21 protein-coding genes, 3 tRNA genes and 3 rRNA genes are annotated in these 26967 nt (G+C 44.6%); 20 read left to right on the top strand and 7 right to left on the bottom strand.

The genetic code is table 11. The annotated features are described in order from the left end of the window. Window positions 1-58: 58 nt before the first annotated feature. Complete coding sequence (locus IGJ15_RS13100; RefSeq protein WP_010748840.1) at window positions 59-1240, bottom strand: MalY/PatB family protein; 1182 nt, start codon at window positions 1238-1240, stop codon at window positions 59-61. A 93-nt stretch (window positions 1241-1333) separates the two neighbouring features. Between IGJ15_RS13100 and IGJ15_RS13095 the strand changes: the two genes are divergently transcribed. The 7 genes from IGJ15_RS13095 to IGJ15_RS13065 all read left to right on the top strand — a co-directional run bounded on the left by IGJ15_RS13095 (window position 1334) and on the right by IGJ15_RS13065 (window position 8515). After that, window positions 1334-1714, top strand: coding sequence for a CvfD/Ygs/GSP13 family RNA-binding post-transcriptional regulator (locus IGJ15_RS13095; RefSeq protein WP_005227662.1), 381 nt, complete (start codon window positions 1334-1336; stop codon window positions 1712-1714). A gap of 67 nt (window positions 1715-1781) precedes the next feature. Then, window positions 1782-2144 (top strand): hypothetical protein, encoded by a 363-nt coding sequence (locus tag IGJ15_RS13090; RefSeq protein ID WP_005227664.1) that lies wholly within the window; start codon window positions 1782-1784, stop codon window positions 2142-2144. 566 nt (window positions 2145-2710) lie between these two features. Then, window positions 2711-4270: ribosomal RNA gene (locus IGJ15_RS13085) — 16S ribosomal RNA — on the top strand. A 229-nt stretch (window positions 4271-4499) separates the two neighbouring features. Next, window positions 4500-7414, top strand: a 23S ribosomal RNA gene (locus IGJ15_RS13080). Between the two features lie 80 nt (window positions 7415-7494). After that, a 5S ribosomal RNA gene (gene rrf / locus IGJ15_RS13075) occupies window positions 7495-7610 on the top strand. Together the 16S, 23S and 5S rRNA genes with 1 tRNA gene alongside form the textbook arrangement of a ribosomal RNA operon. 11 nt (window positions 7611-7621) lie before the next feature. Beyond that, window positions 7622-7695, top strand: a tRNA-Asn gene (locus IGJ15_RS13070). Between the two features lie 169 nt (window positions 7696-7864). Next, on the top strand, window positions 7865-8515 hold the full coding sequence (locus tag IGJ15_RS13065) for an HAD hydrolase-like protein (protein ID WP_010747442.1): 651 nt from the start codon (window positions 7865-7867) through the stop codon (window positions 8513-8515). A gap of 48 nt (window positions 8516-8563) precedes the next feature. Here the strand turns inward: IGJ15_RS13065 and IGJ15_RS13060 are convergent, their stop codons facing one another. Continuing rightward, window positions 8564-8920, bottom strand: coding sequence for an iron-sulfur cluster biosynthesis family protein (locus IGJ15_RS13060; protein WP_086294577.1), 357 nt, complete (start codon window positions 8918-8920; stop codon window positions 8564-8566). Window positions 8921-9312: 392 nt separating this feature from the next. On the opposite strand from IGJ15_RS13060, the gene IGJ15_RS13055 reads away from it, so the two are divergent. Together IGJ15_RS13055 and IGJ15_RS13050 are read left to right on the top strand one after the other, a co-directional pair. Further along, window positions 9313-9747 (top strand): universal stress protein, encoded by a 435-nt coding sequence (locus IGJ15_RS13055; protein WP_005225130.1) that lies wholly within the window; start codon window positions 9313-9315, stop codon window positions 9745-9747. A 637-nt stretch (window positions 9748-10384) separates the two neighbouring features. After that, window positions 10385-10624, top strand: a complete 240-nt coding sequence (locus IGJ15_RS13050; RefSeq protein ID WP_081117386.1) for a hypothetical protein — start codon at window positions 10385-10387, stop codon at window positions 10622-10624. 95 nt (window positions 10625-10719) lie between these two features. Here IGJ15_RS13050 and IGJ15_RS13045 read toward each other — a convergent pair. After that, window positions 10720-10792 (bottom strand) — tRNA-Thr (locus IGJ15_RS13045). Between the two features lie 194 nt (window positions 10793-10986). Here IGJ15_RS13045 and IGJ15_RS13040 point away from each other — a divergent pair. Then, a tRNA-Asn gene (locus tag IGJ15_RS13040) sits at window positions 10987-11060 on the top strand. Window positions 11061-11175: 115 nt separating this feature from the next. Here IGJ15_RS13040 and IGJ15_RS13035 read toward each other — a convergent pair. Together IGJ15_RS13035 and IGJ15_RS13030 are read right to left on the bottom strand one after the other, a co-directional pair. Then, window positions 11176-12564, bottom strand: coding sequence for a hypothetical protein (locus tag IGJ15_RS13035; RefSeq protein ID WP_225001137.1), 1389 nt, complete (start codon window positions 12562-12564; stop codon window positions 11176-11178). Continuing rightward, window positions 12561-12950 (bottom strand): GntR family transcriptional regulator, encoded by a 390-nt coding sequence (locus IGJ15_RS13030; RefSeq protein WP_081116804.1) that lies wholly within the window; start codon window positions 12948-12950, stop codon window positions 12561-12563. Before IGJ15_RS13030 ends, IGJ15_RS13035 begins: the two co-directional genes overlap by 4 nt. 164 nt (window positions 12951-13114) lie before the next feature. On the opposite strand from IGJ15_RS13030, the gene IGJ15_RS13025 reads away from it, so the two are divergent. The 6 genes from IGJ15_RS13025 (at window position 13115) to IGJ15_RS13000 (ending at window position 19871) form a co-directional block, all read left to right on the top strand. After that, window positions 13115-14131 carry an acyltransferase family protein gene (locus IGJ15_RS13025; protein WP_231472833.1) on the top strand — a complete coding sequence of 339 codons (1017 nt, stop codon included), beginning with the start codon at window positions 13115-13117 and terminating at the stop codon, window positions 14129-14131. A 119-nt stretch (window positions 14132-14250) separates the two neighbouring features. Beyond that, window positions 14251-15579, top strand: coding sequence for an aminopeptidase C (locus IGJ15_RS13020; protein ID WP_005225135.1), 1329 nt, complete (start codon window positions 14251-14253; stop codon window positions 15577-15579). Between the two features lie 344 nt (window positions 15580-15923). After that, entirely contained in the window at window positions 15924-17312 is a 1389-nt protein-coding gene (locus IGJ15_RS13015) for an L-cystine transporter (RefSeq protein ID WP_010747447.1), read from the top strand. A 158-nt stretch (window positions 17313-17470) separates the two neighbouring features. Next, window positions 17471-18250 carry a tyrosine-protein phosphatase gene (locus IGJ15_RS13010; RefSeq protein WP_010747448.1) on the top strand — a complete coding sequence of 260 codons (780 nt, stop codon included), beginning with the start codon at window positions 17471-17473 and terminating at the stop codon, window positions 18248-18250. 16 nt (window positions 18251-18266) lie between these two features. Beyond that, window positions 18267-19097: a fructosamine kinase family protein gene (locus IGJ15_RS13005; protein ID WP_156236506.1), complete on the top strand. Its 831-nt coding sequence runs from the start codon at window positions 18267-18269 to the stop codon at window positions 19095-19097. Window positions 19098-19112: 15 nt separating this feature from the next. Continuing rightward, a complete protein-coding gene (locus tag IGJ15_RS13000; protein WP_015509041.1) occupies window positions 19113-19871 on the top strand; it encodes an acyl-ACP thioesterase domain-containing protein in 759 nt (252 codons plus the stop codon). A gap of 50 nt (window positions 19872-19921) precedes the next feature. On the opposite strand, the gene IGJ15_RS12995 is transcribed toward IGJ15_RS13000, so the two are convergent. Continuing rightward, a complete protein-coding gene (locus IGJ15_RS12995; protein WP_005225140.1) occupies window positions 19922-20890 on the bottom strand; it encodes an asparaginase in 969 nt (322 codons plus the stop codon). Between the two features lie 88 nt (window positions 20891-20978). Here IGJ15_RS12995 and IGJ15_RS12990 point away from each other — a divergent pair, with 88 nt between their 5' ends. The 3 genes from IGJ15_RS12990 to IGJ15_RS12980 all read left to right on the top strand — a co-directional run bounded on the left by IGJ15_RS12990 (window position 20979) and on the right by IGJ15_RS12980 (window position 23305). After that, entirely contained in the window at window positions 20979-21809 is an 831-nt protein-coding gene (locus IGJ15_RS12990) for a DUF72 domain-containing protein (RefSeq protein ID WP_430599146.1), read from the top strand. Between the two features lie 8 nt (window positions 21810-21817). Further along, the gene (locus tag IGJ15_RS12985) at window positions 21818-22678 is read left to right on the top strand and encodes a Cof-type HAD-IIB family hydrolase (RefSeq protein ID WP_231472834.1); all 861 of its coding nucleotides are present in this window, start codon (window positions 21818-21820) and stop codon (window positions 22676-22678) included. A gap of 96 nt (window positions 22679-22774) precedes the next feature. After that, complete coding sequence (locus tag IGJ15_RS12980) at window positions 22775-23305, top strand: HAD family hydrolase (protein WP_231472835.1); 531 nt, start codon at window positions 22775-22777, stop codon at window positions 23303-23305. 71 nt (window positions 23306-23376) lie between these two features. Here IGJ15_RS12980 and IGJ15_RS12975 read toward each other — a convergent pair whose 3' ends face one another. Then, window positions 23377-24726, bottom strand: coding sequence for an aspartate kinase (locus tag IGJ15_RS12975; protein WP_005237529.1), 1350 nt, complete (start codon window positions 24724-24726; stop codon window positions 23377-23379). 358 nt (window positions 24727-25084) lie between these two features. Here IGJ15_RS12975 and ezrA point away from each other — a divergent pair, with 358 nt between their 5' ends. Further along, the gene (ezrA, locus tag IGJ15_RS12970; protein ID WP_428210924.1) at window positions 25085-26806 is read left to right on the top strand and encodes a septation ring formation regulator EzrA; all 1722 of its coding nucleotides are present in this window, start codon (window positions 25085-25087) and stop codon (window positions 26804-26806) included. The last annotated feature ends 161 nt before the right edge of the window (window positions 26807-26967 follow it).

Genomic DNA, 26967 nt, shown 5'->3' with positions numbered 1-26967 from the left:
ATCCTCAAGGAGATCGTTGAAATGGCAGCTTTAGGGTTCTTTTTTTCATAAGAAAGAGTTAACCGATGGGTTGGTCTTTAAACGCGGCGGCGATTTGATTGAGTGCTTTTTCTAATAGCTCTTTAGGACAGGCAAAGTTTAGCCGCATATGGTGACTGCCGCGAGGACCAAAGATACTTCCTTGATTCAATACGACATTGGCTTCTTTGATCAGTTTGCGCTGCAGCTGATTGTCCGTTAGGCCATAGGCAGAAAAATCCAGCCAGATCAAGTAAGTACCTTCGGGTTTTTGAAAGGTCACTGCTGGGAGTTGTTCAGTCAAAAAGTCGCAGACAAAGGTGCGATTTGCTTCTAAGTAGGACAAAAGTTCTTCTAACCATGCTTCAGATTCACGATACGCTGCTTCAGTAGCGACCAACCCAAACGTATTGATTTCCCCTTGAACGTTACGTTCTTGTGTTTTTGCAAATTGGCTGCGCAAGGTTTGGTCTTTGATGAAGACCATCGAATTTTTGATCCCAGCTAAATTAAAGGTCTTGGTTGCTGAGGTCAAGATGATCGAAAAATCGGCAAAGCTTGGCTCGACTGTTTGGAAAGAGACAAATTGATTTGGTGCAAAAACGATGTCTTGATGGATCTCATCACTAACAACGACCACCCGGTGCTTTTGACAAATACGGCCGATCATCATCAGTTCTTCTTTTGACCACACGCGACCGCCAGGATTATGAGGATTACATAGAAGAAACAATTTTACCTTCTTTTCGATGATGGTTTGTTCCATCGCCTCAAAATCGATGACGAAGTGGCCATCTTTTTCCAATAATGGTTCTTGAATTAAGGTCCGCTGATTGTTTTTGACAACATGGGCAAAGGGATGGTAGACCGGATCGTGGATCAATACGGCATCTCCTTCTTGCGTATAACTTTGGATCGCCAGTGCAATACTAGGGACGACACCGCTGTTAAAAAGGATCGCTTCCTTATTGATGGTATAACCATGACGTCTTTGCTGCCAATCGATGATGGATTCAAGCAGCGAATCAGGGATGGTAGAGTACCCATAGATCCCTTGGGCAACTGCTTTTTCTAACGCTTTTTTCACAGGTTCTGGTGCCAGAAAATCCATGTCGGCTACCCAAAGCGGCAACAAGTTTTCTTCCTTATAGGTTTTTGCAATGGTATCCCATTTGACGCTATTGGTATTTAAGCGCGGATGAACTTTGTCAAAATTGATCATGCGTTTCCCTCCTATATTGTGCAACGTTGTTTCTGATGCTTCAAATCTACCACTAGTTCAAGTATAATGAAAGTGGAAAAGAGAGGAAAGACTATGAATTATCAAATCGGGAACATTATAGAAGGAACAGTCACTGGGATTCAACCCTATGGTGCATTTGTTTCGTTAGATAAGGAAACACAAGGATTGATCCATGTTTCAGAGATCCAATCTGGGTTTACCAAAAATATCCATGAAGTCTTACAGATCGGGCAAAAGATCCGTGTACAAATCATTGATATTGACGAATACAGCCAAAAGATCAGTTTGTCCCGCCGTACATTGGAAACGAGTTTTGTTCAGCCACCCTTTAAGCGTAAACGCTACTTTACAAATAAGAATAAGCGGATCGGTTTTCGTACGATTGGAGAAGCTTTACCAGTGTGGGTGAAAGAGGCCAAAGAAATGTTAGAAAAAGAAAACAGCAGCAGATAATCGTGCATATTTTCTGAAAATGTGCTAAAATTAGTTTACAAACAGATGAATAACTGAGGTGGGTATTTTGGGATCCAAAAAAGTAGCGGGTACAGTTATGATGCACTTAGCAAATGGTTCGAAACGATTTTTGATGCAAATACACGAAGGCACTGCGGAATTAGCGTCAACGGATTTTTCTGAAGATAAAACCGGCTTGGCTACGATCTTACAATTGTTTAAAGACCGTATCCACCTTGATGTGACAGCGATCGAACTCGTTGAACTCACAAATGGCAATATTGATACGCAAAACATTCCTTTATTTGTTTTTGAAACACAAGAAGCAGGACAAACGCAACAGCTGCCAGAAGGGTATGCGTGGGAAGAGCCTAATATCTTTCGTAAGATCATTGAAGACTACGAGATTGAAGGCGTTCCGTTCTTTTAGCACCTGAATATTAGCGAAAAAACTGAAGACCGTTACGACGGTCTTTTTTTATTGAAAACTTTTTGTAAATAAAATGAAATATTTCCTTGACCTGAGTCAAGAAGAATGGTAAATTAGTCAACGTTGGCAATTGAGCCAGCGGGTCAAAACAACAGTTGAAAAAACTTCAAAAAAAAGACTTGACCAAAAATGCAACAGATGATATTATAACTAAGTCGCAATAATAAAACAGTTAATCAATGTTGATACATCAACAAAATTAATTGAAAAAAGTTGTTGACAAATAACAAATCATTTGTTATTCTAATTAAGTCGCTCAGACAGCCGCTACGAAGTTGAAAAACAACGAGCGAAAAAAACTTTTAAAAAAGAGTTGACAATCAAACGTCGCTCTGATATGATATAAAAGTTGCTAACGCAGCACGGTAGACCTTTGAAAACTGAACAAAGCAAGCAAACGAACCAATGTGTAGGACGTTTCAATTTATTGAAACAAATACATGCAAGCAATAGCTAGCAAAGTTAATTTTTATGAGCTTAATGACCGTATGGTCATTCAAACAAATCATTATGAGAGTTTGATCCTGGCTCAGGACGAACGCTGGCGGCGTGCCTAATACATGCAAGTCGAACGCTTTTTCTTTCACCGGAGCTTGCTCCACCGAAAGAAAAAGAGTGGCGAACGGGTGAGTAACACGTGGGTAACCTGCCCATCAGAAGGGGATAACACTTGGAAACAGGTGCTAATACCGTATAACACTATTTTCCGCATGGAAGAAAGTTGAAAGGCGCTTTTGCGTCACTGATGGATGGACCCGCGGTGCATTAGCTAGTTGGTGAGGTAACGGCTCACCAAGGCAACGATGCATAGCCGACCTGAGAGGGTGATCGGCCACACTGGGACTGAGACACGGCCCAGACTCCTACGGGAGGCAGCAGTAGGGAATCTTCGGCAATGGACGAAAGTCTGACCGAGCAACGCCGCGTGAGTGAAGAAGGTTTTCGGATCGTAAAACTCTGTTGTTAGAGAAGAACAAGGATGAGAGTAAAATGTTCATCCCTTGACGGTATCTAACCAGAAAGCCACGGCTAACTACGTGCCAGCAGCCGCGGTAATACGTAGGTGGCAAGCGTTGTCCGGATTTATTGGGCGTAAAGCGAGCGCAGGCGGTTTCTTAAGTCTGATGTGAAAGCCCCCGGCTCAACCGGGGAGGGTCATTGGAAACTGGGAGACTTGAGTGCAGAAGAGGAGAGTGGAATTCCATGTGTAGCGGTGAAATGCGTAGATATATGGAGGAACACCAGTGGCGAAGGCGGCTCTCTGGTCTGTAACTGACGCTGAGGCTCGAAAGCGTGGGGAGCGAACAGGATTAGATACCCTGGTAGTCCACGCCGTAAACGATGAGTGCTAAGTGTTGGAGGGTTTCCGCCCTTCAGTGCTGCAGCAAACGCATTAAGCACTCCGCCTGGGGAGTACGACCGCAAGGTTGAAACTCAAAGGAATTGACGGGGGCCCGCACAAGCGGTGGAGCATGTGGTTTAATTCGAAGCAACGCGAAGAACCTTACCAGGTCTTGACATCCTTTGACCACTCTAGAGATAGAGCTTCCCCTTCGGGGGCAAAGTGACAGGTGGTGCATGGTTGTCGTCAGCTCGTGTCGTGAGATGTTGGGTTAAGTCCCGCAACGAGCGCAACCCTTATTGTTAGTTGCCATCATTTAGTTGGGCACTCTAGCGAGACTGCCGGTGACAAACCGGAGGAAGGTGGGGATGACGTCAAATCATCATGCCCCTTATGACCTGGGCTACACACGTGCTACAATGGGAAGTACAACGAGTTGCGAAGTCGCGAGGCTAAGCTAATCTCTTAAAGCTTCTCTCAGTTCGGATTGTAGGCTGCAACTCGCCTACATGAAGCCGGAATCGCTAGTAATCGCGGATCAGCACGCCGCGGTGAATACGTTCCCGGGCCTTGTACACACCGCCCGTCACACCACGAGAGTTTGTAACACCCGAAGTCGGTGAGGTAACCTTTTTGGAGCCAGCCGCCTAAGGTGGGATAGATGATTGGGGTGAAGTCGTAACAAGGTAGCCGTATCGGAAGGTGCGGCTGGATCACCTCCTTTCTAAGGAATATTTCGGAAGACTACACATCGTTTGCCTTTGTTCAGTTTTGAGAGGTTTACTCTCAAACAAAATTTGTTCATTGAAAACTGGATATCGAAGAAATAATCAAAACAAGTAACACACACCGAGTTGAAATGTTAAAAGAGTTTTTTAATAAGTTCAACGCTTATTTTCTTGAGCAACCTTCTATCGCTAGAAGAAGTACTCAAAACCGACCGAAAGGTCAAAGGTTAAGTGAATAAGGGCGCACGGTGGATGCCTTGGCACTAGGAGCCGATGAAGGACGGGACTAACACCGATATGCTTTGGGGAGCTGTAAGTAAGCTATGATCCAGAGATTTCCGAATGGGGGAACCCAGCATCTTTTATAGGATGTTACGTCTGCGTGAATACATAGCGCAGTCGAGGTAGACGCAGAGAACTGAAACATCTAAGTACCTGCAGGAAGAGAAAGAAAATTCGATTCCCTGAGTAGCGGCGAGCGAAACGGGAAAAGCCCAAACCAACAAGCTTGCTTGTTGGGGTTGTAGGACTCCGATATGGTAGTCTATTCAGATAGTCGAAATACTTGGAAAAGTATGTCAAAGAGGGTAAAAACCCCGTAGGCGAAATTTGGATAACACCTAGGAGGATCCTGAGTACGGCGGAACACGAGGAATTCCGTCGGAATCCGGGAGGACCATCTCCCAAGGCTAAATACTCCCTAGTGACCGATAGTGAACCAGTACCGTGAGGGAAAGGTGAAAAGCACCCCGGAAGGGGAGTGAAATAGATCCTGAAACCGTGTGCCTACAACAAGTTAGAGCCCGTTAATGGGTGATAGCGTGCCTTTTGTAGAATGAACCGGCGAGTTACGATAGCATGCGAGGTTAAGTTGAAGAGACGGAGCCGTAGCGAAAGCGAGTCTGAATAGGGCGAATGAGTATGTTGTCGTAGACCCGAAACCATGTGATCTACCCATGTCCAGGTTGAAGGTGCGGTAAAACGCACTGGAGGACCGAACCCACGTACGTTGAAAAGTGCGGGGATGAGGTGTGGGTAGCGGAGAAATTCCAAACGAACTTGGAGATAGCTGGTTCTCTCCGAAATAGCTTTAGGGCTAGCCTCGGAATTGAGAATGATGGAGGTAGAGCACTGTTTGGACTAGGGGCCCATCTCGGGTTACCGAATTCAGATAAACTCCGAATGCCATTCATTCATATCCGGGAGTCAGACTGTGAGTGATAAGATCCATAGTCGAAAGGGAAACAGCCCAGACCACCAGCTAAGGTCCCCAAATAACTATTAAGTGGAAAAGGATGTGGGGTTGCACAGACAACTAGGATGTTGGCTTAGAAGCAGCCACCATTTAAAGAGTGCGTAATAGCTCACTAGTCGAGTGACCCTGCGCCGAAAATGTACCGGGGCTAAATAGTTTACCGAAGCTGTGGAGTGCACCATTAGGTGCATTGGTAGGAGAGCGTTCTAAGGGCGTTGAAGGCAGATCGTGAGGACTGCTGGAGCGCTTAGAAGTGAGAATGCCGGTATGAGTAGCGAAAGACAGGTGAGAATCCTGTCCACCGAATGACTAAGGTTTCCTGGGGAAGGCTCGTCCGCCCAGGGTTAGTCGGGACCTAAGCCGAGGCCGACAGGCGTAGGCGATGGACAACAGGTTGATATTCCTGTACCCGTTGTTTTTGTTTGAGCAATGGAGGGACGCAGGAGGCTAAGAAGTGCAGACTGATGGATATGTCTGTTCAAGCAGTAAGTCTTGGTAGGAGTCAAATGCTTCTACCTATACGGACAAGCTGTGATGAGGAGGGAAATAATAGTACCGAAGCTTCTGATGTCACACTGCCAAGAAAAGCTTCTAGTGAGAAAACAACGGCCCGTACCGCAAACCGACACAGGTAGTCGAGGAGAGAATCCTAAGGTGAGCGAGAGAACTCTCGTTAAGGAACTCGGCAAAATGACCCCGTAACTTCGGGAGAAGGGGTGCTGCTCTAACGAGCAGCCGCAGTGAATAGGCCCAAGCGACTGTTTATCAAAAACACAGGTCTCTGCAAAATCGAAAGATGACGTATAGGGGCTGACGCCTGCCCGGTGCTGGAAGGTTAAGAGGAGTGCTTAGCGTAAGCGAAGGTACGAATTGAAGCCCCAGTAAACGGCGGCCGTAACTATAACGGTCCTAAGGTAGCGAAATTCCTTGTCGGGTAAGTTCCGACCCGCACGAAAGGCGTAACGATTTGGGCACTGTCTCAACGAGAGACTCGGTGAAATTTTAGTACCTGTGAAGATGCAGGTTACCCGCGACAGGACGGAAAGACCCCATGGAGCTTTACTGTAGTTTGATATTGAGTGTCTGTACCGCATGTACAGGATAGGTAGGAGCCGTAGAGATCGGGACGCCAGTTTCGATGGAGGCAATGGTGGGATACTACCCTTGCGTTATGGCCACTCTAACCCGCAGCCCTTATCGGGCTGGGAGACAGTGTCAGATGGGCAGTTTGACTGGGGCGGTCGCCTCCTAAAAGGTAACGGAGGCGCCCAAAGGTTCCCTCAGAATGGTTGGAAATCATTCGAAGAGTGTAAAGGCAGAAGGGAGCTTGACTGCGAGAGCTACAACTCGAGCAGGGACGAAAGTCGGGCTTAGTGATCCGGTGGTTCCGCATGGAAGGGCCATCGCTCAACGGATAAAAGCTACCCTGGGGATAACAGGCTTATCTCCCCCAAGAGTCCACATCGACGGGGAGGTTTGGCACCTCGATGTCGGCTCGTCGCATCCTGGGGCTGTAGTCGGTCCCAAGGGTTGGGCTGTTCGCCCATTAAAGCGGCACGCGAGCTGGGTTCAGAACGTCGTGAGACAGTTCGGTCCCTATCCGTCGCGGGCGTTGGAAATTTGAGAGGAGCTGTCCTTAGTACGAGAGGACCGGGATGGACTTACCGCTGGTGTACCAGTTGTCTCGCCAGAGGCATCGCTGGGTAGCTATGTAGGGAAGGGATAAACGCTGAAAGCATCTAAGTGTGAAGCCCACCTCAAGATGAGATTTCCCATTTCTTTAAGAAAGTAAGATCCCTGAGAGATGATCAGGTAGATAGGTCAGAAGTGGAAGGCCAGTGATGGTTGGAGCGGACTGATACTAATCGATCGAGGACTTAACCAAAAAGAAAAAAACATGTAAACTCGTAGAGTTTTGATTCTTCGATCCAGTTTTGAGTGAGCAACACTTACTCAATTGAATAGTGTGGTGGCGATAGCAAGAAGGATACACCTGTAACCATGCCGAACACAGAAGTTAAGCTTCTTAGCGCCGATTGTAGTGAAGGGTTTCCCTTTGTGAGAGTAGGACGTCGCCACGCATTTCAATTTTTCCGGCATAGCTCAGTTGGTAGTAGCGCATGACTGTTAATCATGATGTCGTAGGTTCGAGTCCTACTGCCGGAGTTGCTTGATAGCATCTGCTATCTTTTTTTTTTGCATAAAATGACAAAAATAAAGACGTTGCCTTTGATGGGGCAGCGTCTTTTTTATTTAGATGAAATCAGAACGAAAAGGAAGAAGTGTTGCTTGTACTGCTGTTTTTTTCTATACTATTAGAAAAGGAGACGATGGCGTGAGAAAAAAAGTACTTTTTGATTTAGATGGAACGATCATTGATTCGAGTGAAGGAATCTATGGATCGATTCAATATGCGATGGAAAAAATGGGAAAAGAGCAATTAGCGCAAGACGTACTGCGGAGCTTTGTGGGGCCGCCTTTGGTTGAATCCTTCCGTGGCTTGGGCTTCGATGAAGCTGCTGCCCAGCAAGCCGTTGCCTTCTACCGGGAAAATTATCGTCAAGCGGGCATGTTTCAAGTCCAACCATATCCGTTGATCGAAGAAACATTGCAGGAGCTGGCGCAGGATCACGATTTGTATATCGCTACGTCGAAACCAGAAGTTTTTGCAAAAGAGATCCTGACCCATCTCAAGTATGATGGCTATTTCAAAGGAATCTATGGGGCGGATCTTGAGAATAAACGTGGGGAAAAAGCGGCCGTTATCCGCTACGCGTTAACTGAGATCGAAAAGGAGCAAAAAGCGCAGCAAGCCATCATGATCGGCGACCGCGAGCATGATATTTTAGGGGCAAAAGAAAACCAGTTACCGGCAATCGGCGTTTTATATGGTTTTGGGTCAAAAGAAGAATTGCTTGATGCTGGTGCGATCGCTTTAGCCGCTGAGACACAAGAACTCTTAGCGTTGATTCCAGATTCATTATAGAGAAAAAGAGCTAACAAGCACCTTACAAGGCGTTTGTCAGCTCTTTTGTTACGCATTCGTTTGTTTCAGCTGCGGAGAGGCTTCCAATAAAAGATTGGTATCCAAATAGCCGCTTTCGTTTTTCAAAATCAAAGTTCCTGAAGTTGGGTGAACATCTAGAATCAGATGACCAGTCAAGAACATTTGATCATAGGTTGATGTAAAGAAAGTAAACTGATTGCTTGAGACTAACTCATTGTATGGGTCTAACGGTTCGTCGATCGGTGTGATCAAAAAACGTTCGCCGATCATACAGCATCCAGCTGCTGAAGAAAATTGGTTCGATCCGTCATTACTCGTCAAAATATATAAGTCGTGTCCTTCTGGAAAGCGAGCAGCGGCAGTAGGGGTAATATGTAAGTCCATTTTGCATGATCTCCTTTTTGAAACGAGTGAGCAGCAAGCTGTTTCGTTTCGATAATTGTTGATAAACCAAGTGTATCACTCCTCTTAGGGATGTGACAGCAACTTGCTTTTCAACAAACCAAGCTTAAAGTTTTAGCAAGAAAAAGGCGATAATACCGATTATCAGCAAGAAAAGCCCTAAGTACAAGAGCACAGTGACCGCAGCCTGGAAAAAAGAGCGCATTTCTTTCACCTCGAATCATTCTTCTCTTTATTTTACTGCATAATCACGGAGACAAGTAAGGAACTTCACAAATCTTAAAGGAAGTTTTAGGTCTCTTAAGAGTAGACCTTGTCCTTTTTTGTAACGCTTCCATTTTTTGTGGTAAAATAAAGAAAAGGAGGCGATTTGGATGTTACGTAATTGTCAAAATGTACTTGTTGCCTTGGATGGGTCGGATCAGTCAGAAAAAGCGTTCCAAGAAGCACTCGCGATTTGTCGTATGAACAAAGCCAAATTGTATGTCCTCTCTGTTATCAACAATGCTGAGTTATCCACAAGTGCCTATGCTTTTGCAAAAATTTTTGACCAAGAAAAATTGCGTGTGGAAACGGACATGTTGAAAAAAATCTATGATGCCAATCAGCATGGGGTAGAAGATGTTGAGGTGATCGTTGAAGTCGGCGATCCAAAACGCTTTATCATTCATGCAGCAACAGAATTGTACCCGATTGATTTGATCATTATCGGTGCAACTGGTAAAGGTACATTGACCCGAGCTGTCGTAGGCTCAACCACCGATTATGTCGTCAATCATTCGAAATGTACGGTGTTGGTCGTGAAGTAAAAATTTAAATTAAACGGAAAGAATATGTTATTTTTTAAGCCAGCATCATGCATCTCCTTTCAAAAAAATTCAGTTAGTTGAAAAACCCGCTCTCTTAGCTTTAGGAGAGCGGATTTTTTGTGGTAAAAAAGATGTGTCTAAAATTGAGCTGTGAGCACCGATTGGAAAATTCGTTTTGTTTGTTTTATAAAAAATATTTATTTAAATTGATAAAAATTGACTATTAGAAGAAATAGTTTGTTACACTTTTAATAAGCAAAGGCTGTAGGAAAAGTATTGGAGAGAGGGGCTGATAATTTATCGACTTTACAGAATGCAGCAGAATACAATCGAATATTGTTGGAAAGGAGAAATAAATGATGTAAAAGATTTTTAAAATTTTAATGATCATGTTTGTTATTTTTATAGTAATTATTTTTCTGCCTACTATTATACTTTTCATAATTAAATAGAAAGAAGGCATTTGAAATGAATTGGTTAAATTGAATTGAAGCTTCACCCCGTGGTAATTGTTCAAGTTTGACTTGCGGAATTAAATCTTGTATTTCAGATTCTTGTTCAAATAATGAGGGACATTGAGAGGATGTTGGAATAAATCTTGTTATATCAATTTTAAACAATAAAAAAGGAGAATGAAATGAAGCGTGTTGCAGAAAACGATTTGGTTGTTTTTTCGATTCTTTTGCTGATTATATGGCTAGGCTTGATCCAAGTGAAAGAATATTCGCAAGAAGCAGCCCTGTCGATCATTTACTTTATTAATCTATATACGCTCTTGTTTAAATTTAAAGATACAGCGAGGATAGTGAAAGCAGTTGTATCGGTCCTACTATTGGGTTTTACGATCTTATTTCTTTTGTATATCGCAGGAAATTAGGGGCGTACGAATGATTAAGTTCAGAAATTATCGCTATACTTTGGGAATTAGATGCACAAAAAAAAGACAACGTCCGACAAACGTTGTCCTACCAAAGCCACTTGACGGGCTTGAACCGTCGACCTCATCCTTACCATGGATGCGCTCTACCAACTGAGCTAAAGCGGCGTGTTATTTAACACAAGATATAGAATACCGTAAAGGCGCTACTTTGTCAATGAGATTTTCGGATATTTCTTGAGAAAAACGCTTTGCGGGAAGGTAAGTTTCAAAAAGGGGATTTTCTTGAAAAAAAGGATCAAAAAATTGATTTTTGCTCTTGCTAAATTATCTGACTATTTGGTATAGTACAGATAGATTCTTCCGGCATAGCTCAGTTGGTAGTAGCGCATGACTGTTAATCATGATGTCGTAGGTTCGAGTCCTACTGCCGGAGTATCAAAAACGACCTTCGTTTCGGAAGGTCGTTTTTTTGTTGGAAAGAGTCCGTTCTTTTGTTGGTTGTGGATAGCCTGGGGATAATGGGTTCCCCAGTTTTTTCTCCAGAACACTCACTCCGCTGAGGAAATCTTCTGTAATAGTTCCTCGTATAAATCCGTCGTTTCGGCGGCTTTTTTATTTGTGTAAAAAACTGTTGGGCCATCGTTAGTAGTGACTTTTAAAATGGGCGTCACCTTCGTGTCGACAAACATTCTGGCAGGTTCGCCGGCAACGGTAAACTGACCGATTTGGTAACTGGCGGTTCCTACACCCATGGTACGAACACGAGGAGACGGCAATGTTTCGATCAATTCCACTGTCTCTATATCTGCCAAAGAGACCGTAGTTTTCCCGGTCATTGGTGCATCGAAGGTGACTTCTTGTCCTTGCACTTCACCAGTGATCGCATCAGCAGTAAAATCTAAGCGATACATCGGAATGATGGTCCCGATCATTAACACAAGTAAGAAGACAGCGGTGATGCCTGCGACGATTTGTCCGCTGCGTTTGCCTAAATTGATGCCGATATTCATCCCAACACGGTCAGGAACGAACAGACGCGCATCATTAGGATTGATGTAAAAACCATATCGCCAGTAAGCATCTTCGCCATAATAGCGCGGTTGTGCTGCTGGTTCTAAGAGCTGATCTTGTTTTTTACGCAGATCAAGCAATAAGAAGAAGGTAAAGACGATCAAGAAAACCACCAAAACAATAAAGAGCACTAAGAGGATAGTACTTAATGCTCCGGTAGCGGACATGGACGCCAGCGGGACAGTCAACAAGAGCAGCGTAATGGTGCAAGTCACGGCGATCATTAAGGACCAATAGCGCTTTGTTAAATCATTGATGTGTTGATCGATAGTTGAATTGCCGCTGATCCCGCGAACGGGTAAGCGGCTGATGATCACCCAGAGATAGACGAACAGCGCAAAAATTGCTAAGGAGACGCCGCCCATCAAGTATCCTGTAGAAAGATCAGGCAAATGCCATGCTTGGTACAAACTGATCATCAACAAAATCCCCGCAGGAACGAGGCTATACCACGGCAGCATCCGTTTATTTTTGGCTTGAACGAGTTTTGTATCGATCCGAATCGGATCGATGGGTAGTTCCCATCCATTGGTAAGGATCAATTGCCGCATTTTCCCGATGTAATGCACTTGCACCAGGTAAGCTGTCCCCAGCAAAGCGGCCATATAAAGCCAGAACAGGGTAAGGATGATGGAGTCAGATAAATTGAACAAAAAAAGGAGACTTGCTACACTAAATGTACCAACGATTTGTAAGATACGCTTGCGAAATTCTGTGATCAAGCTGTGGACGCTAGGATCATCCAGATGCTCAGGGGCAAGGGTATTTTCGAGTAAAACATTTTTGTGGGGTTTACTGATCAAGCGTAAACCAAAGGCGGTCGTCCCGCAGAGGACAAGAGCAATAATGAAAAAAAGATAGGTCATTTGCATTCATTCCTTTCAGGAAATTGGTCCAGCAGTTGTTGAAAATCCATTAAAAGCGTTTGCTTGCTTTTGCCGTGTAAGAGAGCGGTTGCTAGCTGCAGTTGCAAGTTTTGACGATACTCCGCTTCTTGTCCAGAAGTAAACGGTGGTGGCGCGGCAACGGCGGTTCCTTTGCGGCGATCCGTGACTAACAAGCCTTCTTCTTTGAGGGAATTGTAGGCTTTTGAGATCGTCATGGTATTAATGCCGATCTCTTCGGCTAATTGACGGACGGATGGTAGCAATTCGCCAGCGGATAAATCGCCTTTTGCGATACCGACAATGATCTGTTCCCGCAACTGCTGGTAGATCGGTTGGTTGCTTTGGGTTTGAATATCAAATATCATCGAAAACAGCTCCTTTGTATTATATACATTAATACAAAATATACAAAATAGCAACTAGTAATCAAATGAACAAGAATCGTTAGGAAAAAGTAAATAGCTTGTTACAGTTCTGTTTCATGGATCAGGTATCCTTTGACAGATACAACTTAGAGGAGGAACTTTTTATGAGCCAATCGCAAAGAACGGCTTACTTTGATAATGCAAAATTTTTACTGATGATCTTGGTCGTCTTCAGTCACTTACTACAGCCTTTTATCGGCGATCAGAAGTTTTATCATGACCTATATTATTTTATCTTCACTTTCCATATGCCAGCTTTTGTTTTTCTGGCTGGGTACTTTGCCAAACCGTTGACGAAGGGACACAAGCTTCGTGAGCTGATGAAAAAGTTCTTGCTGCCTTATGTCTTTTTTCAGGTGTTTTACACCGTCTATTACTGGTTGATCGGTCTACGGGAGTCGTTAAAAATCCAACTGTTGAATCCGCAATGGGCACTTTGGTTTTTGCTTAGCTTGTTCTTTTGGCAGCTCTCCTTGCTGGTCTTTCAAAAAATGTCCAAAAAGCAGGCGATCTTGCTGAGTATCGGCTTGAGTATCTTCGCTGGCTACGTGCCATTTTTAAATCAAGTGTTGACCTTGCAGCGGACCTTTGTCTTTTTGCCGTTTTTCATCATCGGGTTTTATTTTCCCAAAAATGAGATGCGCTTTTTATTGAAACCAAAGATTCGGACTATCAGTTTGCTTTTCTTACCGATCATCTACACCTTTATCGCGTTTTTTCATGGGATGAACAAGTACATGGTTTTTGGTTCCAAGCCTTATGACGATTACTTGAGCTATCCGTTGTTCGGCGGTCCCTTGCGTGCGGTCTTTTTCGTGATCGGGCTGATGGGGATCATCGGCTTTCTGAGCCTCGTGCCTAGAGAGCACCTCTTTTTTACGAAGTGGGGCAAAAACACCCTGCTGGTCTATCTTTTACAGGGGATCTTCATCAAGGGCTTGCGGGCATTAGCGATCACCGACTTGAACCTGTCGGTATTAGGCTTTGTGACGTTGGTGTTAGCCAGTGTTTTACTGACGATCTTGCTAGCTAGTCGTCCGATCCGCTTCCTTTATGCACGATTTGAACGAGGACTATCCTTTGTTTTACTTGGCTTTTTGCTTTTGATGCTAACTCTTTAAATCCTTGATACGAGCAACCGCTCTTAGAAAGATGATCCTTTCATTTTTCTAGGAGCGGTTGTTATTTGAGAGGCAGAGGCGTAAAATGGAAGGAACGGAAAGTGAAAGGATGAAGAAATATGTCAGAAATTTCAAAAAAGACCACCGCTGCCTTTGCGCAAGCGTATCAAGACAATAATAAACAAACGGCACTGCAACGGAGTGTTGTGAAAAATGGGATCACCGCTTCTGCTGAAAACGTGTCAGCAAAAGTCAACAATGTGCCAGTTTTTTCAGTTGATGTGACAACCGGGAAAGTCTCAAACCAAAAACAATCAGGCCGCTGCTGGATGTTTGCCGCATTGAATACATTCCGTCATAAGATGCTGAATGATTTCAATTTAAAAGAATTTGAATTGTCGCAAAACCATACCTTCTTTTGGGACAAATACGAAAAAGCCAACTATTTCTATGAAAATATTTTAGCAACTGCTAACGAGCCTTTAACAAGTCGCAAAGTTGCTTTCTTATTGCAAACCCCACAACAAGATGGTGGGCAATGGGACATGATCGTTTCGATTTTCCAAAAATATGGTGTCGTACCAAAAACGGTCATGCCAGAAAGCAGCAACTCTTCCAATTCTCGTGACCTAAACAATTACTTGAACAAAAAACTGCGTAAAGATGCGGTTGCTTTGCGTCAGCTAGTGGCTGAAGGCAAAACAGCTGAAGACATCCAAACAGCCAAAGAAGCGATGTTGGAAGACATTTATCGTTTCTTAGCGACTTCTTTAGGCACACCGCCAGAAACCTTTGATTTTGAATACCGTGATGAAGACAAAAACTATCACATTGATCGCAACTTAACACCGCAAAGCTTTTATGAAAAATATGTCGGGGTGGACCTTGATGATTATGTCAGCATCATCAACGCACCAACTGCCGACAAGCCTTACAATCAATCGTATACCGTAGAAATGCTAGGCAACGTGGTTGGCGGCAAAGAAGTCAAATACTTGAACGTCGATATGCCGACCTTCAAAAAATTAGCGATCGCTCAATTGGAACAAGGGGAGTCCGTGTGGTTCGGTTGTGATGTCGGTCAATCTTCTACCAGAGATACTGGGATCATGGCATTAGATGCGTATGATATCAACGACCTATTTGACATCGACTTTACGATGACCAAAGCAGAACGCTTAGATTTTGGCGAAAGCTTAATGACCCACGCGATGGTCTTGACTGGCGTTGACTTGATCGACGGCGAATCAACCAAATGGAAAGTCGAAAACAGCTGGGGTGAAAAAGTCGGAACGAATGGCTTCTTCGTTATGAGCGATGCGTGGATGGATGAATACACCTATCAAATCGTGGTTCGCAAAGAGTTCCTGACAGCAGAACAATTGGCTGCCTTTGAAGCAGAACCAACAGTCTTAGCACCTTGGGACCCAATGGGTGCTTTAGCGTAAGACAGCAATTTCTAATGATTGCCTGAAGATTCTCTGAAATTTTTCAAAAAGACGAAATGAAAAATAACGAACCAGTTGCCGCAATCCAACCGTTAGGAAAGTAGAAATCCTAACAGTGTGGGGTTGCGGCATCGGTTTTTTTTTTATTTTCTGACAAAAAAGCGGTACCATCCCAGAAAAGTGGGAACTTATTTATTGTAAGATGAAGCAAACTTCTTTAAAATGGAATAGTCACTAATGATGCCACACGTCTCATTAGAGTGAACTGTTGAAGAATGGTCACTGGGAACCTTTACTTCCTCTGACAGACTTTGTCATGTTTATTGAACAAAAGGAGGATTCAAATGACAAATCTGTTAACTATTATTGTTGTTCTACTTTTTGCTGCCCTTATTTATGGGTTCTACTTATTGCAAAAGCGTCACGTGAAGTTTTCTACGCGGGTCTTTGCGGCGTTGTTCGTCGGGATCGTTTTTGGTGGCGTGCTGCAGCTGATTTTTGGGACAGGCTCTGACGTTGTCACGCAAGCTCTTGACTGGATCACGATGGTCGGTAGCGGCTATGTAGCTCTCTTGCAAATGCTGATCATGCCCTTGATCTTCGTTTCGATCGTTGGTGCTTTCACCAAGATGAAAGAAAGCGAAAAAATCAAGAAGATCAGTTTTACGGTTCTTGCGACTTTGCTAGGGACAACGGCGATCGCTGCCTTGATCGGGATCGTGATGGTCATGGTCTTTGGTCTTGACGGTGCCAGCTTTACCGAAGGGGCAACGGAAACAGCGCGGATCGCAGAATTAGCGGAACGTTCGACACAAGTCCAAGACCTATCGATCCCACAACAAATCGTTTCCTTCATCCCAAGCAATGTCTTCGCCGACTTTGCGGGTACTCGTTCGACAAGTACGATCGGGGTCGTGATTTTCTCAGCCTTTGTGGGGATCGCCTTTCTTGGTGTCAAACGTAAATCACCGAAAGAAGCGGAAACTTTTGCGAATTTGATGGACAGCTTATATAAAATCGTGATGCGTATCGTCACGTTAGTTTTGCGCCTGACACCTTATGGCGTTTTGGCATTGATGACAAACGTATTAGCTTCAAGTGATTTTGAAGCCATCTTGAACTTAGGCAAATTTATCATCGCCTCTTATGCGGCTTTGATTTTGGTCTTACTTGTTCATTCATTATTGCTGATCGCTGTTCGGGTCAATCCAGTAACGTATTTCAAAAAGGCCTTTCCAGTCTTGAGCTTTGCCTTTACTTCTCGTTCAAGTGCGGGAGCCTTGCCATTGAACATCGAAACCCAAACCAAAGCGTTAGGTGTCGATGAAGCCACGGCTAACTTTGCAGGCAGCTTTGGGTTATCGATTGGTCAAAACGGCTGTGCGGGTGTGTATCCAGCGATGTTGGCAACGATCGTTGCACCAACGGTTGGGATCAATGTCTTTGATTGGCAGTTTATCCTGCTGCTAGTTGCAGTAGTTACGATCAGCTCATTCGGTGTTGCTGGTGTCGGCGGTGGCGCAACCTTTGCTTCATTGATCGTCTTAGGCTCAATGAACTTGCCGATCGCCATCGTAGGCTTAGTTATTTCTGTTGAACCATTGATCGATATGGCACGGACACTCGTTAATGTCAGCGACAGTATGGTTGCAGGAATGGTGACCAGCAGCCGTATCAACGAACTGGATCGTTCGATCTTAGATGATTCTGCCGCCGTGATCGAAGCCGAATAGAAACGTTTTGTAACAAGCGAAAGCAAAGAAAGACTGCGTGTGGTCTTTCTTTTTTTTGTCCGTTAAAGCTCAGCTCATAGAAAAATCTAGGTTTCAGTGCCCTTAATAGCGAAGTTTCTGCTATACTTTTAACTAGAACATCGCGGGAGGGATAAGCAATGACACAATTGATTCAACTAGAACGAGCAGCAAACGTCAGAGAACTTGGCGGCTATCAAACGACAAACGGCACGACGATCAAACGAAAAAAATTGATCCGCAGTGCGGCGATCAATGAATTAACTGCTTCAGATCAAGCAGTACTGGCAAACTATGGGGTCAATCAGGTCATTGATTTTCGCTCCATCGCTGAAGCCAATGCACAGCCTGATCGACCGATCGCCACAGCAAAGCAGCTTTTTTTACCTATTTTTAAAGAAGACGAAACGATGGTTTCCTTGTCGCCAGAAAGCTTGAAGCAGCGCTTGGAAGATGGGGAAGATGCCGAAGAGCAGATGAAAAAAGTCTACCGTCACTTTGTTGAAAGCGACTATGCCCGCCAACAATATCGGCAGTTCTTTGATCATGTGATCGCTAATGCGGAAGGCGAAGGTGCAACCTTGTTCCACTGTACCGCTGGCAAAGATCGCACAGGCTTTGGCGCCTTTTTATTGCTCCATGTGTTGGCGGTGGCACCAACGACGATCAAAGAAGATTATTTAGCGACCAATCGCTATTTAGCGCCAATGCTAAAAGAAAAATTTGCCCCAATGACCCAGCATTTGCCGCAAGAGTTGTTAACGGCGATCACGGTTTTGATGAGTGCCAAAGAGAGTTTTCTTGATGAAAGCTTGGCTGCGATCGATCAGCACTTCGGTTCGGTTGATCAGTATCTCCTGCAAGGACTAGGGGTGACGAAAGAAGAGCAAGCGTATTTGAATGCCCAACTGACTGAGTAAAGAAAGGGAGATCCGTATGGAGGAAGCATTGTTCGCAGCAATCGGGATGACCGGCTCGCTGACGCCCATCAGTGGTGGGGATGTCAATCAAACGTATCGTTTCACTACAGCAGAAAATCGCTATTTTTTAAAGACCCATCCTCATGTTTCATCGGTGTTCTTTCAAGCAGAGATCAACGGCTTAGCTGAATTAGCCCCTTTCGTGCGGGTGCCAAAAATCGAACATCTCGGTCAGACTGAAGAGAGGGCATTTTTATTGATGGAATGGATCGATGGTGGGGAAGGACAGCAGCGACGCTTAGGTCAAAGCTTGGCTCGGCTTCATCAGCAGACGCAGGAGTCTTTTGGGTTTTACGAAGACAATTACATCGGCTTTTTGCCGCAAGTCAATCCGAAAACCACCGATTGGCTTGATTTTTATACAGTCTGCCGTTTGGATGTGCAAGTCGAATTAGCGAAGCTGGGTAACCGCTGGCATGCCAAACGGGAAGCTGCTTATCTGCGTTTGAAAGAATTTTTGCATGAGAATTGGCGTGATCGTAGCGTCACACCTGCTTTATTACACGGTGATTTTTGGCGGGGAAATGTGCTGTTCGATCAGCAAGGAGAACCAGTGTTTCTTGATCCAGCAGTCGCTTATGGGGATCGAGAAATGGATATTGCGATGTCCCAGCTCTTCGGTGGTTTTCGTCAGGAATTTTTGGAAGGCTATCAAGAAGTCTATCCATTAGATGAGGATTGGCAAGAGCGACTGCCAGTGTATCAATTGTATTATTTATTGGTCCATTTGAATCAGTTTGGCGAAAGCTATGGACCAAGTGTCGATGAAATATTGAGTCGTTTTTAGGAGGCAATTAGAACTATGGCAGCAAAGTATCAAACCACACATGAAGTGGCGTATTATGAATGTGATGTCAACCAAACGATGACGTTTCCAGCCATGCTAGGCATCGCCATCAAGACATCAGAGGAACAAAGTGCGGCGTTAAACCGCGGACCAGAAGTCATCGCTAGTTATGGCTTGACCTGGATCATCACCAGCTATCACATAACGGTGACTCGTTTGCCGCGCGTAGGGGAGCAGATCCAAGTGGCGACCCAGGCGAGAGAATACAATAAATTTTTCTGCTACCGTTACTTCTGGTTATTGGCAGAAGACGGAACGGAACTGGTCAAAATCGAGGCGGTTTTTGCGTTGATGGATCCTGAGACGCGCAAAGTCAGCAGTGTACCAGATGAGATCGTGGCGCCTTTTGGCAGTGAAAAAATCAAGCGAATCAAACGCTATCCGAAGATCACCCCTATCACGCAAGGACAATTTTTGCCTTATCGGGTGCGTTTCTACGATATTGATAGCAATCAGCATGTCAACAATGCCATGTATTTCAATTGGCTGATGGACGTCTTAGGCTATGAGTTTTTAACAAAACATGAAGTGACACAAGTGACGATCCGTTTTGATCGGGAAGTGGCTTACGGCCATTTGATCGAAAGCCATTTTCAAATCAATGAGAAGACAGTCGATGAAGCCGGCGAGGCTGTGCCGCTGCAAACGATCCACGAGATCAAGATCGGTGAGGATACTTACTGCGAAGCCATCTTTACTTGGCGAGAAAAATAAAACAACCCTTTTGCCTCCATTAGCGGAATGGCAAAAGGGTTTTTGTTTGGTTAATTCTCCATGAAATCAGGCAGTTCATCCATGGTCAACCCACGGTTTTTCGCTATCAGCAATTTGATGCGGGCTTTTTGGCTATTGATGCTATTGCAGAAAATCACCCCAAGAGCTTGCAATTCGATCCCGCCACCTAAGTAGTCATAGACCGGCTCGGCAACTCCGTTGAAGCAGCGAGAAACTAAGACGACTGGAATGTTTCTAGCGATCAGTTTTTTCAAAGGCTCTATGGTTTGCGGCGGCAGATTGCCAGCGCCTAAAGCTTCGATCACTAGTCCATCGATCAGCGAGTCGGCTAAAGCATCGAACAATTCCCCAGTCATTCCCGCATAGGCTTTGACGATCGGAAACAGACCATCGACACGATCAACATCCAAATGGCGGTTATTTAACAGCTCTTGCATGAACAAGATACGGTGCTTTGTGACTAAGCCGATCGGACCTAATGTCGGGGTGCGGAACGTCGCAATATTGGTGGTGTGGGTCTTCGTAACATAACGTGCGGAATGGATCTCATCGTTCATGACGACTAAGACGCCTTTTCCTAAGGCATCAGGTGATTTCGCCACCCGAATCGCACTTTCAAAGTTATAAAGCCCGTCACTGCCGATTTCATTACTTGAGCGCATGGCGCCAGTCACCACGATCGGTAACTGACCGCCGATTGTGGTATCTAAAAAGAAGGCTGTTTCTTCCAGCGTATCGGTTCCGTGAGTGATCACGACCCCATCGACACCGCTTAAATGCGCCAGCTGGATACGTTCTTTCAACTGCAGCATTTCTTTTGGGGTCATATGAGGACTGGGAATATTAAAAATGTCTTCGACGATCAATTCAACATCGTCGTCAATGTGGATCGGTGCATCCATCAGCGGATTGCTGACATCAGGGCTGACGCCGCCTGTCAGGGTGTCTTCTTTCATGGCGATGGTGCCGCCAGTGTGCAACACGAGAATTCGTTTCATTTTTTCATCACCTGCAATGATTTATTTACTCTTAACTCAAAACTATTGTATACTATTAAAATAAGAAAACAAGGAGCGATGGGAAAAAATGATTCGAATTGGTTGTACCACATTTAGTGAACATGGCAGTCTCGTGCAAAGAAAAAACTCGAAATTATTTGAGTATGCCCGTTATTTTCCGCTAGTTGAGCTGGATACCACCTATCATTTTTTGCCAAAAGAAAAAGACGTGCGCAACTGGTTGATCCAGATTCCCGAAAATTTCCGCTTTGTGTTGAAAGTCCATCAAAGTGTGACCACCCAAGGGGATTTGCCAGATCAGTTGACCATGACCGAAGCACTGCAGCTTTATAAAGAAGCGATCGCGCCAATGGTAGAAGCAGGCAAACTCTTTTGCCTATTGGCGCAGTTTCCCAACAGCTTTAAATGTACGAAAGAAAATGTCGCCTATTTAGACCAAGTGCGAGAATGGTTTGCGGGCTACCCAGTGGCGATCGAGCTGAGAGACAGCAGCTGGTATCAGCCGAAACTGTATCCGGGAATGATCGATTATATGAAGCGAAAACAGTTTTCCTTAGTAGTTGTTGATCAGCCGAAAAAGCTATCGACCACCATTCCCCTTGATCCAACCGTGACCAATCCCGCGTTTGTCTTGTGCCGTTTTCATGGACGCAACGACAGCGGCTGGACAGCGACGGGACCAGATGCCAAAAATCTGCGGACCTTGTATCGCTATGACCAAGCCGAACTAACGGAGTTAAAACAAGCGGTCCAAGCCATCGAAGCCAATGCCAAAGAAGTCGCAGTGGTCTTCAATAATAATGCCGGTCGTGATGCCGCTGACAATGCTCGCGCATTGATCGATGCGCTGCAGATCGATTACGAAGCATTAAATCCTAATCAGTTGAAATTATTTTGAGGAGTCATATGATAAAAGCAATCTTTTTTGATATTGATGGCACGCTGATTGCCAGCAACGGCAAGGCGCTTGCCAGTACCCGTGAAGCCATCAAACAGGCTCAAGCCAATGGCGTCCTCTGCGGCATTGCCACCGGACGTGGTCCGGTTGATTTAGAGAAGGTGATCGATTACTTGTCGTTAGACATGTTTATCACCTATAACGGCCAATATGTCTACACGAAGGAAAACCTGATTTATGCCAAACCTTTTCCAAAACAAACGCTGGAAGCGATCGTAGAATACGCAGATGAAAATTACCGCCAAGTCATGTTTGGCGGAGAAACCCAAGTGGCTGGCAGCTTGACGATCCGTTTAAGCCAATCACCCGTCATGCAGCGCTACTTACGCTATGTACCGAAAAAATTTCCCGTCGGTTTTTTAAAGAAAGTCTTGCAGCGCTTTAGTCCCAATCGCAACGCCAAACGCTATGAATCGTTGGATATTTTACGAGAGCCCATCTATCAGTGCATTATGCTGAGCCCTGAGTCAGAGCGCGAAAAATTACGGTCCAAGCTGCCGCAATGTGATTTTAAGCGATCCAATGCCTATTCTGTTGACATCGTGCCGAAAAACGGTTCGAAAATCAAAGGCATCAAAGAGTTTTTGGCCTATGAAGGGATCGCGATGGAAGAAGCGATGGCATTTGGGGATCATTTTAATGATGTGGAAATGTTAGAAGGCGTGGGGATCGGGGTTGCGATGGGCAATGCCCAGCCCATCACCAAAGCTAGTGCCGACTTTGTGACGGATACTAACGATCATGACGGCATCAAGAAAGCCTTGATCTATTTTGGCATCATTGCCGAGGATGCCCAAGCCAGGGAATAAAAAAAATAGGCAAGTAGCCAATCTATGAAGCAACGTAGAAGACAATGCAGAACCATAAAACAAAACCATGAGAAAAAGCAGAAAGAAGCGAGCAAAATGAGTCCATTTGAAATGACGGAAGAGTTTCATAAAACCTTTGATCCAACGCGACCGCCATATCCACAAGCTTTTTCAGCGGAAAAAGCCCAGTTTCGTGCTGGTTTTAAAATTGAAGAATTAGTTGAGTTCCTTTATGCTGCCAGCAACAATGACGAAGAGACCTTTCAAGCAGGCCTGGAGCATTTGCATCAAGCGATCGATCAAGCCCAAGCCAAGCTGGCTGCCAAACAACAGCCTGTCAGTGATTCTCTAGTAGAACAAGTCGATGCGCTTTGTGATCTGCTGTATTTTACCTATGGCTCTTTTTCACTGTTAGGGGTCGATCCAGCGCCGATCCTGGCTATCGTTCATGAAGCCAACATGGGGAAACTTTTTCCAGATGGGCAGCCCCATTATGATCCTGAGACCCACAAAGTCATGAAGCCGAGCGATTGGGAAGAACGGTATGCTCCTGAACCGCGAATCAAGGCAGAAATCAACCGCCAATTGGCACAAAAACAAGCGCAAGCCCAAGAATCGTCAGAATAAAAACCAAACGTGCCAGTTGCCCGTTCCGATTGCTTATCAGCAAAAGGAGTGGTGCAACTGGCACGTTTGGTTTAATCAAAGAAAGTGTAGTAAAGGGTTCTGACAGCGGCTTTTTCTTGTTCTTTGTGGATACCGAACATGATACTGACCTCAGAGGACCCTTGGTTGATCATCTCTAAGTTGATATTTTTCCGCGCAAGGGCAGCGGTACTGTCAGCAGTGATCCCGACTCGTTGACGCATTCCTTCACCAACGACGACGACCATGGATAGATCGTGGGTCATTCGCAGTTCATCGGGATCGATCTCGTAGGCGATCTTGCGCAGCAGTTCTTCTTCCAATACTGGATTCAACTGGTTGGAGCGCATAATGATCGAGATATCATCGATTCCTGAAGGCATGTGTTCATAATTTAAATCAAATTCACGGAAAATCTCTAAGACCCGTAACGTGAACCCAACTTCGCGGTTCATCAAGTATTTGCGAATATAGATCATACAAAAGCCTTCGTCACTGGCAACGCCGATCACGGGCTGATCTAAATTGTCTCTTTGGTTGGTGATCAAGGTACCAGGATGACTTGGATTATTGGTGTTTTTGATCACCACGGGAATTTTCGCATGGTATGAAGGCATCAAGGCCTCATCGTGCAACACAGTAAAGCCCGCATAAGACAGCTCTCGCATTTCTCGGTAGGTCACTTCTTTGATGGACTCTGGATGATGAACATAGCCTGGATGAGCAGAAAAAATCCCATCGACATCGGTAAAGTTTTCGTACAATTCTACTTGCAGACCAGCCGCCACGATGGCACCAGAAATATCTGATCCTCCTCGAGAGAAGGTACAGATCTCGCCGGCTTCTGTGTAGCCAAAGAAGCCAGGAATCACTAAGATTTCAGGACTGTCGCGCCATTGTGCGATCTTGGCGTACGACTTGTTCAAGATACGGGCGTTTTGAGGTTCATCCGTCACCAGCAGCCCAAGTTCTTGGGGATTCATGTAGCGAGCAGCTAACCCACGGCTTTGTAAAATCCCTGCGATCAATTTGGCGTTGTTGTCTTCGCCGCTTGCCAAGACCGTATCATAAAGATGCGGATTGTCTTGGGTAGGCAGCGTTTGAAAAGCCGCCAATGATTGCCAGATGCGGTCTAAATGGACTTGTTCGATCCCAAAGGGGGCGGCGATCGCTGTATAGCGGGCATAGATTTCTTCTATTAAATCAGTGATTTCTTCTTGGGCACACAGACGGGTACAGACAGCTAGTAACAGATCGGTGACTTTCTGATCATCGCTGGAACGCTTACCAGGCGCTGAAACAACGACAAACCGTCTTTTAGGATCACTTTCAATTATCGCAACAACTTTTTCGACTTGTTCGGCTGAGGCAAGGGAACTGCCTCCGAATTTCGCTACTTTCATTTGACATTACTCCTGTTCAAGCTTTTTACTAGAGTACAGTTTCAATAGGGAGAAATCAAGCGGTTTCTTGAAAAAAATCGGAAAAATCAGAAAAAAAGTCACTTGTTGATGTAAATTTCACGATTTATTTTCATTATCGCTGGAGAAGCCGTGATTTATTTTATTCGATGCGAAAAAAGTCGATCTTTTTTGCCTCAATCTAATGCTTGATTTTTTTCTTTATGCTATAATCTAGCGTAGATGCTTTTTTATAAAGGGACTATCTGTCCTTTTTATACTCAACGAACTTATCAATCAATCTGCTGATCAGCAGGTTTTAGACGAAACATGTATATTTGAAAATTGGAGGAACCACAAAATGGGAACTAATATCATCTTTGGAATTGTCATTGCCATCATCATCATTGCGGCGGTCTTGTATGCAATTGGCTTTTTCATGCGGAAGAAAAACCAAGAAAAGCTGAATGACTTGGAAAAACGCAAAGAAAATCTGTTTGACTTGCCGGTGATCGAAGAAGTCGATGAAGTAAAAAGAATGCACTTGGTTGGTCAAAGTCAAAACACCTTCCGTGAGTGGAACCAACAATGGACAGATATCTCTACAAAATCTTTTGCTGAACTTGAAAGTCAAATCTTTGAAGTGGAAGAGCTGAACGAACGCATCCGCTTTTTTAAAGCAAAAGGGGCGATCGTCCAAGCCGAAGCGACCATGGATGAGATGGAACGCCAAGTGGAAGAGATTCGCGCAGGCTTGAAAGAATTACGAGAAAGTGAAGAACGAAATTCACTGGAAGTTCAAAAAGCGCTGGACGTTTACGAAGACTTGAAGAAGAAGCTGCGGGATCAAGGCGAAGAATTCGGTCCTGCCTACAATGAGCTGCAAAAACAAATCAAAAACATTGAAATTGAGTTCACCCAATTTGTTACCTTAAATACTTCTGGCGATCCTGTGGAAGCACGGGAAGTGTTAGACCAAGCGGAAAAACACACCTATGAAGTGGAAGACCTAATGAAACGGATCCCAGCGGCGTACGAAGAATTAAATCGTACCTTCCCTGATCAGTTGAAAGAAATCCAAGAAGGTTATAAAAAATTATTAGAACAAAAATATGTGTTCCCAGAAGCAAACTTCCAAGAAGAAATCAACCGTGTGAAAAAACGGGTTGAAAACTCCATGAACGATCTAGCGAAAACAGAAGTCGCTTCCGTTGAAGTGGCAAGCCGTGATACTGCAAGTGATATCGATGCCTTGTATACGGTGATGGAACGTGAGATCAATGCCAAGAAATATGTCATGAAAAATCGTCAGATCATCGAAGACTACATTGACCACGCAACGAAGAACAACCGTCAGTTGTTGATCGAGTTGGATCATACGGCACAAAGCTATACTTTGAATCATAATGAATTGGGTCGCGTCCGCGGCTTCCAAACCGAAGTGGACGAATTGGCTCGCCGCAACAACGAGTACTTACCGAAATTGGAAAAACATGAGATTCCTTATTCAGAAGTGCAAAGCTTCTACAAAGATGCCTACAAAATTTTGGATGATGTGGAAAGCCAGCAAGTCGAAATCGATGATTCTCTTGCGGAATTACGTCGTGGCGAAAAAGTTGCACAAGAAAAAGTGGAAAGCTTCGAATTCCGTCTACGCAACTTGAAACGGTTTGTTGAGAAACAACGCTTACCTGGTTTGCCAGGCGAGTATTTAGAATTCTTCTTCGTGGCAACGGATCGTGTCGAAGAACTAGGCAAAGAATTGAACAAGATTCGCATCAACGTGCAAGAAATCAATAAATTGGTTTCTGTCTGTGAAGAAGATCTTGATCTTTTAGATGAACAAACAAAAGACTTAGTGGATGCTGCGGCATTGACTGAGCAAATGATGCAATATGCCAACCGCTATCGTCATTCTCATCCAGATATCAAGGCAGCGATCGACAAATCACTTTACTTGTTTAGTAAAGAATATCGCTATCAAGATGCGCTAGATGAAATCGGCACAGCGTTGGAACGAGTAGAACCAGGTGCCTTCAAACGGATCGAAAACTTCTACTTCAATAATCGCGACTTAGTATAATACGAAAGCCAGCAGTGAAAAACTGACTGGCTTTTTTCATGGAAAGAATGGCTCGCTGCATGAGTACCGCTTACGAAGGATGGAAAAGTTTCCTTTAAAAAAAGCCAAAGCCAGCGAGTCACCTTGAAACTCAGCCCAAGAGCAGTTATAATGGGAAAGAA

The organism is Enterococcus sp. AZ079 (assembly GCF_050547255.1).
Classification (GTDB): domain Bacteria; phylum Bacillota; class Bacilli; order Lactobacillales; family Enterococcaceae; genus Enterococcus_D; species Enterococcus_D casseliflavus.
Note: the sequence above shows the minus strand (reverse complement) of the source record. Positions and strands in the feature narration are given on the sequence as shown.

What these genes read in the sequence shown, in the direction of transcription:
- IGJ15_RS13100 (WP_010748840.1), bottom strand. Translation starts at nt 1,240, where the DNA reads ATGATCAATTTTGACAAAGTTCATCCGCGCTTAAATACCAATAGCGTC.
- IGJ15_RS13095 (WP_005227662.1), top strand. Translation starts at nt 1,334, where the DNA reads ATGAATTATCAAATCGGGAACATTATAGAAGGAACAGTCACTGGGATT.
- IGJ15_RS13060 (WP_086294577.1), bottom strand. Translation starts at nt 8,920, where the DNA reads ATGGACTTACATATTACCCCTACTGCCGCTGCTCGCTTTCCAGAAGGA.
- IGJ15_RS13055 (WP_005225130.1), top strand. Translation starts at nt 9,313, where the DNA reads ATGTTACGTAATTGTCAAAATGTACTTGTTGCCTTGGATGGGTCGGAT.
- IGJ15_RS13050 (WP_081117386.1), top strand. Translation starts at nt 10,385, where the DNA reads ATGAAGCGTGTTGCAGAAAACGATTTGGTTGTTTTTTCGATTCTTTTG.
- IGJ15_RS13035 (WP_225001137.1), bottom strand. Translation starts at nt 12,564, where the DNA reads ATGACCTATCTTTTTTTCATTATTGCTCTTGTCCTCTGCGGGACGACC.
- IGJ15_RS13030 (WP_081116804.1), bottom strand. Translation starts at nt 12,950, where the DNA reads ATGATATTTGATATTCAAACCCAAAGCAACCAACCGATCTACCAGCAG.
- IGJ15_RS13025 (WP_231472833.1), top strand. Translation starts at nt 13,115, where the DNA reads ATGAGCCAATCGCAAAGAACGGCTTACTTTGATAATGCAAAATTTTTA.
- IGJ15_RS13020 (WP_005225135.1), top strand. Translation starts at nt 14,251, where the DNA reads ATGTCAGAAATTTCAAAAAAGACCACCGCTGCCTTTGCGCAAGCGTAT.
- IGJ15_RS13015 (WP_010747447.1), top strand. Translation starts at nt 15,924, where the DNA reads ATGACAAATCTGTTAACTATTATTGTTGTTCTACTTTTTGCTGCCCTT.
- IGJ15_RS13010 (WP_010747448.1), top strand. Translation starts at nt 17,471, where the DNA reads ATGACACAATTGATTCAACTAGAACGAGCAGCAAACGTCAGAGAACTT.
- IGJ15_RS13005 (WP_156236506.1), top strand. Translation starts at nt 18,267, where the DNA reads ATGGAGGAAGCATTGTTCGCAGCAATCGGGATGACCGGCTCGCTGACG.
- IGJ15_RS13000 (WP_015509041.1), top strand. Translation starts at nt 19,113, where the DNA reads ATGGCAGCAAAGTATCAAACCACACATGAAGTGGCGTATTATGAATGT.
- IGJ15_RS12995 (WP_005225140.1), bottom strand. Translation starts at nt 20,890, where the DNA reads ATGAAACGAATTCTCGTGTTGCACACTGGCGGCACCATCGCCATGAAA.
- IGJ15_RS12990 (WP_430599146.1), top strand. Translation starts at nt 20,979, where the DNA reads ATGATTCGAATTGGTTGTACCACATTTAGTGAACATGGCAGTCTCGTG.
- IGJ15_RS12985 (WP_231472834.1), top strand. Translation starts at nt 21,818, where the DNA reads ATGATAAAAGCAATCTTTTTTGATATTGATGGCACGCTGATTGCCAGC.
- IGJ15_RS12980 (WP_231472835.1), top strand. Translation starts at nt 22,775, where the DNA reads ATGAGTCCATTTGAAATGACGGAAGAGTTTCATAAAACCTTTGATCCA.
- IGJ15_RS12975 (WP_005237529.1), bottom strand. Translation starts at nt 24,726, where the DNA reads ATGAAAGTAGCGAAATTCGGAGGCAGTTCCCTTGCCTCAGCCGAACAA.
- ezrA (WP_428210924.1), top strand. Translation starts at nt 25,085, where the DNA reads ATGGGAACTAATATCATCTTTGGAATTGTCATTGCCATCATCATCATT.